Here is a 470-nt window from a genome sequence, read left to right on the forward strand (position 1 = left end):
ATCGACCAAGGCATCGCGGCGGCACCTGCCGGCGCCGGGTCCTGCCGATCTTCCCCTGCCCGCTTCCACCGATCGTGCCGCACGGCTACGGCCGACCTCGCGACAGGTCTCGACGCCGTCGTGGCCGGTCCATTGCGCCGGACATCGATGCGCCCACCACCACGCCCCACTCTCACGAGGCGCTTCGGGACCCGCCGGCCGCATCTGAACGGCGCCCGATCCGGGTTCCCTCCGGCGATTCCTCTCAAAACCGCCGGATGAAAAAAGGGTAGCCAGCATCCGCATGCCGCAACAAGCCGGACACACGAACCCCGACCCCGTTCGCGAAGCCAGCCTCGCGAACCGTGCCGGCCTTGCACCCAGACCAGCCGCTCCGGCCATGCAGCCAGGCAATCGCCGCTATCCGGCTCGCGCTTGATCAGCGCGATCTCGATCTCGTCGGCGGCCAGCTTGCGGCGCAGCTCCGTGCT

The 470-nt window shown here is 69.4% G+C and carries 1 pseudogene; it reads right to left on the minus strand.

Going from position 1 to position 470, the window contains the following annotated elements:
• Positions 1-350: 350 nt before the first annotated feature.
• Positions 351-470: pseudogene (locus FQ755_RS38115) on the minus strand (LysR family transcriptional regulator); the annotation flags it as partial.

The sequence above is a fragment of the Paraburkholderia sp. BCC1885 genome (genome assembly GCF_900996235.1).
Lineage (GTDB): Bacteria > Pseudomonadota > Gammaproteobacteria > Burkholderiales > Burkholderiaceae > Paraburkholderia.